This window comes from Marinobacter sp. (assembly GCF_041686475.1).
Taxonomy (GTDB): domain Bacteria; phylum Pseudomonadota; class Gammaproteobacteria; order Pseudomonadales; family Oleiphilaceae; genus Marinobacter.
The window spans coordinates 1-5,643 of record NZ_JAWLDU010000103.1; the positions used below are offsets into that span (position 1 = coordinate 1).

A 5,643-nucleotide genomic window follows, 5' to 3' on the forward strand; every position below is an offset into this window, starting at 1 on the left:
CGTGCCATGGAGCGGCCCTCGGACCATTGTCCGGTGTGGGCCAGCTTCGACATCTGACCCTCTTCCAGGCCGCGACATGAAAAAAATCAAAACCCGCGACCGGATACTCCAGGCGAGCCTGATGCTGTTTAACAGCATCGGCGAGCCCAATGTCACCACCCTGCTTATATCGGACGAACTGGACATATCACCCGGCAACCTCTATTACCATTTCAAGAGCAAGGGGGACATTGTCGGGGAGTTGTTCACCAGTTACGAACACGAGATGCACGATCTCCTGGCCGTACCCGCGGATGCGGATATCAGTCTGGAACAGCAGAGTTTCTTCCTCCACATTCTGTTCGAAACCGTTGCCCGCTACCGCTTCCTCTACCAGGACCTGGTAAACGTACTGTCGCGGTACGATCAGTTACAGACGCGCTTCCGGCGCATACTCAAAAAGAAAACCAGTGGCTTCAGGACGATCTGTGAGAGTTTCCGCCGCCAGGGCATCATGGAAATCACCGATGGAGAGATGGATGCCCTGTGCGACCAGTTGACCCTGACAGCCTGTTACTGGAGCAGCTTCGACAGCCTGTCACATCTGGAAGACCGGGAATCCATGGATCCCGGCCGTGGTGTTTACCAGATGATGTACCTGCTGTTGCCCTATCTCGGGCCGGAGGAGAAAGAACAGATTTATCTGATGAGCCGGGATTACCTGTGAATGGCCATGAGACTGCTGACGGTTCATTCTTCTTCGGAACGGTCTTCCGTTTCTTCCCGTAAGCGGACGAGTTCGGCTTCAAGTGCCTGAATCCTGCGCTCCAAGGCTTCGATGTCCTCGCGCCGGTGAATACCCAGGCGTCGCAGAGCGCCCGATACCCGCTCGTCAAACAGATTTTCAAGCCTGTCCCAGGTTCCTGTTGCTTTTTCCCGCACATCCCCCACGCGATCTTCCACGGTGCGGACGTGCTTCTCCACAACGCCACGGGTTTTGCTTTCCAGCTGCTCACCTTCCTGCACCAGCCGATCGAAAAACTTGCCGGCGTCTTCCTCGGCCTTGGTGTAGGCTCCCAGCCCGGCCAGCCAGATCTGCCTGGCAGAACCTTTGATCCTGCCTGCCAGCTGTTCGTCGTTTTCCGGCTTGTTCTCGTTTTCGTCAGACATGCAAAACCTCGGAGGACATAACTTTCTGTTGCCCGTGATTGTATTACAGCAGGCCCGGAATTTCAGTCAGCAACCGCAAATCCTCCGCAGCCGAATATTCAGGACTGCTCTGTAAACCCCACCACGCAGGGCTTCAGTATAAGAACACATTCAATATGAAAAAATGTGATCAAACCAATCGTTCGCTGGCTTGAAGTGTTCAAAATATGGTCAATACTTCATAGTACCGGTATCCCTGCTGATGCCGGTTTGTCTGGAAGTCTTTCATGGATACTACTCGCACGCCTCTGCCCGGCCATTCGCGCCGGGCTTTTTTGTGCCTTAAAATAGATATATAGTTATTACCTAAAAGCATATCTATAGTTCTATCTTCTGGAGGGCAACCCTATGATTGACGTGGCGTGGGATAATTTCACCCCCTGGTCTGCGCTGGCAGGCGGGATCATTATTGGTCTGTCCGCTGCCGCGTTCATACTGCTGAACGGAAAAATTGCCGGTATCAGCGGTATACTCGGCGGCCTTCTGGCACCGCAGAAACAGGATGTGCTCTGGCGTGTCGCTTTTCTGGCCGGGATGTTTGCGGCGCCACTGATCTGGATGGCGTTGGCAGACCTGCCCCCGATTGAAATCAAAGCAGGCTACCCTGCCCTTATCGTGGCAGGCCTGCTTGTTGGTATCGGCACCCGCTACGGCTCCGGCTGCACCAGTGGTCACGGCGTTTGTGGGCTGTCGCGGCTGTCTGCACGTTCGCTGTTTGCAACCCTGACCTTCATGGCAGCCGGTTTCATAACCGTGTATATCATCCGCCACCTGATTGCAGGAGCCTGATCGATGAAATTCAAACTTGCTTCATTCGGCGCGGGCCTTCTGTTTGGGCTTGGGCTGCTTATCAGTGGCATGGCCAACCCGGAAAAAGTACTGGGTTTTCTCGATATCGCCGGGCAATGGGATCCATCTCTCGCCTTTGTAATGGGTGGCGCCATTCTTGTAGGACTGTTCGCCTTTACCGTCGCTAAAAAGCGGACGGTGTCCTTCCTGGGCTTCGACATGCGCCTGCCTGCTTCAGACCGCCTCGATAAACGACTGGTGGTTGGCAGCGTCATGTTCGGCGCAGGCTGGGGGCTGGCCGGTTTCTGTCCCGGGCCGGGGCTGGTGGCTCTGGGTGCAGGGGAAGCCGGCGCCCTGGTCTTCGTAGTGGCAATGGTCGCCGGCATGGGACTGTTCGAAGTGATCGAGAAAAACAGGGTAGCGAAATGAAAGGCCCTGCGGCGCCAACTCTGAAGCCCCTCTGACACCGGAGGGCTCACTGTGGCATTATGCATTGGCATTTTTACGACTGGTTAGAGGATCTCAAATGGACATCAGGCGCATTGATGAAACAATCTCCGTAGCCCCACAGTTGTCGGTTGACGACATAGCCGAGGCGGCAAAACTGGGTTTCAGAACGCTCGTGGCCAATCGGCCGGACGGTGAAGAAGCGGGGCAACCTGCCATGACGGATATAGAAGCCGCGGCCCGCGAGCACGGCATGGAGTGGGTGTACATGCCCGTGGAGTCCGGCAATATTCTGGATAACGACGTAGACCGGTTCGATACGATGATCCGGGAGGCTGACAAACCCGTATTGGCTTTCTGTCGCTCGGGAACACGCTGTACCGTTCTCTGGGCGCTGAGTTCGGCCCGTTCCGAACCCGCACAGGATATCGTCAGTAAAGCCCGTAACGCCGGCTATGACATTGGCGGTCTGGCAGCGAGAATGGCTGAGCAGGCTTCCAGACAATCCTGATCACTCTCCGCCCGGACACCAACGCTACCAGGATTCAGCACCATGCAGTACAAGGGTACCGCCAACTTTCGCCATGACCATCCGGAAAAAACCGGGGTACTGGTCACCAATCTGGGCACTCCGGATGCTCCAACCTCTTCCGCCCTGCGCCGCTACCTGGCGGAATTTCTCTGGGATCCCAGGGTGGTTGAAGTGCCACGCCCGATCTGGTGGCTGATCCTGCACGGCATTATTCTGCGGATCCGGCCCAGTCGCTCTGCCAAAGCCTATGCCAGCGTCTGGCAGCCAGAGGGCTCTCCCCTGCTGACGCATACCGCCAACCAGGCAGAAGGCATTCGCAGGGAGCTGCAGGCAAAGTACGGTAACAACATCGTGGTTGGCTTCGCCATGCGCTATGGCAACCCGAGCATTTCAAAAGTTCTGGATGAAATGCAGGCCCAGGGGGTCCGCCAGTTACTGGTGCTGCCGCTGTATCCGCAGTACTCGGCCTCTACCTCTGCATCGACATTTGACGCCATCGCCCATGACTTCACTAAACGGCGCTGGCTACCGGACCTGCGGTTCGTTTCCCATTATCCGGACTACCCGCCCTACATCGAAGCCATGGCAAACCACATACAGGCACACTGGAACGAGCACGGGCGTAACGAAAAGCTGGTTCTCTCCTATCACGGCGTTCCGTTGAAGTATCTGAAAAAGGGCGATCCCTACCATTGCGAATGCCACAAGACCTCGCGGCTGCTGGCAGAACGCCTCGGGCTGGCGAAGGAAGACTATATGACCACGTTCCAGTCCCGTTTTGGCCGGGAAGAGTGGTTGCAGCCCTACACCGATGAAACCCTGAAATCACTGCCCGGCAAGGGCGTGAAGTCCATTGATGTGTTCTGCCCCGGCTTCTCGTCGGACTGCCTGGAAACGGTCGAGGAAATAGACGAAGAAAACCGTGAGTACTTTGTGGAAGCAGGCGGTGAAGGCTTCAGTTACATCCCCGCTCTCAACGCAACGCCAGGGCACATCTCTGCACTCACGCAATTGATTGAGGAAAATCTGCAGGGCTGGAAGGTGCCGACCAACGAGCCGGAGGAGCTGGCCAAGCGCCTCAAGCTTGCAGAAGACCAGAAACAGGCGCAGTACCCGGGCAGGGATTTGTGACCTAAACCGGTTTTTCCTCAGGGAGTGCTGTTTTTTGCAGGGCTCCCGGAGGAAAGATCGGGTACTGACTGGCAGAAAGTACACTCTTCCGTATCCACCGCAGCACCCCCGGCCTCGACATACCGCACTTTATGGCTCGCCCTACCACGATTGGCAGATACTGAAAACTTGCGTTCGTGACGAACGTTCTCGGTTCTCTGGTCGGCTTTGGCGTTCTGCATTTTTTAATCCCCTCTGGCTATACAACTATTATGGGGACGAACAACGTTTAATCCAACGGTTATAACGAACGAAGTAAAGGGGCTTGCCGGGAAGAAATCGAACAGGAAAGTGAGAGAAAGTGGCGGTGGGCCAGGGATTCGAACCCCGGGACGGCTACTAACCGTCGGCGGTTTTCAAGACCGCTGCATTAAGCCACTCTGCCAGCCCACCGTTTTCTCCACAGCCGTCATTGCGACAGCGGAGAGCATGATACCGGAATTCCTTTTGCTGTCAACGCCCTGGCCATACCGAAAAGTTTCCGCGGTTTTATTAACTCCATTTAATGGAATCCAGAGAGCCCTTTTCTGTCGTAAATGATTGAAAGTTGTGTATGTGGCATTATGATGAGTGTTAGATTCAAACAGTTGTGACCCACAGACGGAGATGACGATGGAAGACAGACGATTTGGCGTCCAGCAGAACCGGGGTGCCTATTCGACCTCTGAACAAGGTCGGGCGACGGGTGTCAGCGCGGATGCGATGAACGTCCTGCGCAACACCTACATGTTGTTGGGAATGACCCTTGCGTTCTCCGCACTGACTGCGTTCCTGAACATGAACGGTACCCATCCGGGTTTCCTGATCACGATCGTGGGCTACATTGGCCTGCTGTTCGCGACCTATAAACTGAAGAACAGCCCCTGGGGCATTGTAACCACGTTCGCCCTGACAGGCTTCATGGGCTTCACCCTCGGCCCGATCATCGGTCAGATGGTGGCAGCGGGAGCCTCGCAGGTTGTCGCTAATGCTCTGGCTCTGACAGCCACTGCGTTTGTCGGCCTCTCGGCAACGGCGATCATCACCAAGAAAGACTTCAGCTTCATGTCCAGCTTCCTGACCGCTGGTGCGTTCGTGCTGATTGGTGCGATGTTGCTGGCTTTCTTCATGCAAAGTTCCATCCTGCATCTGGCGGTATCCGCCGGCTTCACGATCTTTGCATCCATCATGATCCTGTTTGAAACAAGCCGGATCATCAACGGTGGTGAGCGCAACTACGTCATCGCTACGGTTGGTCTTTACGTGGCCATCTACAACCTGTTCGTCAGCCTTCTGCACCTGTTGATGGCGTTCAGCGGCGAAGATTGATCGCAATGGCAGTCTTTCGCTAAACAAAACCCCGGTTAAGCCGGGGTTTTTAATTTAAGGTAAACTGGCTGTCTTTACGAAACACGCAAGAAGCCCTGATGAGCAACGAGATGTCTTCCCCCGCACTTTCGTTCACACTGGTTATTACCGGCGCCCCCTATTCCACTCAGGCGCCCCAGACAGCGCTGGCTTTTGCCAGGGCGACGGTC

7 protein-coding genes, 1 tRNA gene and 1 pseudogene are annotated in these 5,643 nt (G+C 55.5%); 7 read left to right on the top strand and 2 right to left on the bottom strand.

Annotation, left to right across the window (positions count from 1 at the left end):
• Nucleotides 1–76: 76 nt before the first annotated feature.
• On the top strand, nt 77–706 hold the full coding sequence (locus tag ACESMB_RS14450) for a TetR/AcrR family transcriptional regulator (protein ID WP_372971929.1): 630 nt from the start codon (nt 77–79) through the stop codon (nt 704–706).
• Nucleotides 707–729: 23 nt separating this feature from the next.
• Here the strand turns inward: ACESMB_RS14450 and ACESMB_RS14455 are convergent, their stop codons facing one another.
• A complete protein-coding gene (locus ACESMB_RS14455; protein ID WP_372971930.1) occupies nt 730–1,149 on the bottom strand; it encodes a phasin family protein in 420 nt (139 codons plus the stop codon).
• A gap of 387 nt (nt 1,150–1,536) precedes the next feature.
• On the opposite strand from ACESMB_RS14455, the gene ACESMB_RS14460 reads away from it, so the two are divergent.
• The 4 genes from ACESMB_RS14460 to hemH all read left to right on the top strand — a co-directional run bounded on the left by ACESMB_RS14460 (nt 1,537) and on the right by hemH (nt 4,087).
• Nucleotides 1,537–1,977, top strand: a complete 441-nt coding sequence (locus tag ACESMB_RS14460) for a YeeE/YedE family protein (protein WP_372971931.1) — start codon at nt 1,537–1,539, stop codon at nt 1,975–1,977.
• A gap of 3 nt (nt 1,978–1,980) precedes the next feature.
• Complete coding sequence (locus tag ACESMB_RS14465; RefSeq protein ID WP_372927251.1) at nt 1,981–2,406, top strand: DUF6691 family protein; 426 nt, start codon at nt 1,981–1,983, stop codon at nt 2,404–2,406.
• A 97-nt stretch (nt 2,407–2,503) separates the two neighbouring features.
• Nucleotides 2,504–2,935, top strand: a complete 432-nt coding sequence (locus tag ACESMB_RS14470) for a TIGR01244 family sulfur transferase (RefSeq protein WP_372927252.1) — start codon at nt 2,504–2,506, stop codon at nt 2,933–2,935.
• A 42-nt stretch (nt 2,936–2,977) separates the two neighbouring features.
• The gene (gene hemH / locus ACESMB_RS14475; protein ID WP_372927253.1) at nt 2,978–4,087 is read left to right on the top strand and encodes a ferrochelatase; all 1,110 of its coding nucleotides are present in this window, start codon (nt 2,978–2,980) and stop codon (nt 4,085–4,087) included.
• Nucleotides 4,088–4,428: 341 nt separating this feature from the next.
• Here the strand turns inward: hemH and ACESMB_RS14480 are convergent.
• Nucleotides 4,429–4,519: transfer RNA gene (locus ACESMB_RS14480), tRNA-Ser, on the bottom strand.
• Between the two features lie 219 nt (nt 4,520–4,738).
• Here ACESMB_RS14480 and ACESMB_RS14485 point away from each other — a divergent pair.
• Together ACESMB_RS14485 and ACESMB_RS14490 are read left to right on the top strand one after the other, a co-directional pair.
• Nucleotides 4,739–5,434 (top strand): Bax inhibitor-1/YccA family protein, encoded by a 696-nt coding sequence (locus ACESMB_RS14485; protein WP_372927254.1) that lies wholly within the window; start codon nt 4,739–4,741, stop codon nt 5,432–5,434.
• Between the two features lie 110 nt (nt 5,435–5,544).
• A pseudogene (locus ACESMB_RS14490) lies at nt 5,545–5,643 on the top strand (sulfurtransferase TusD); the annotation flags it as partial.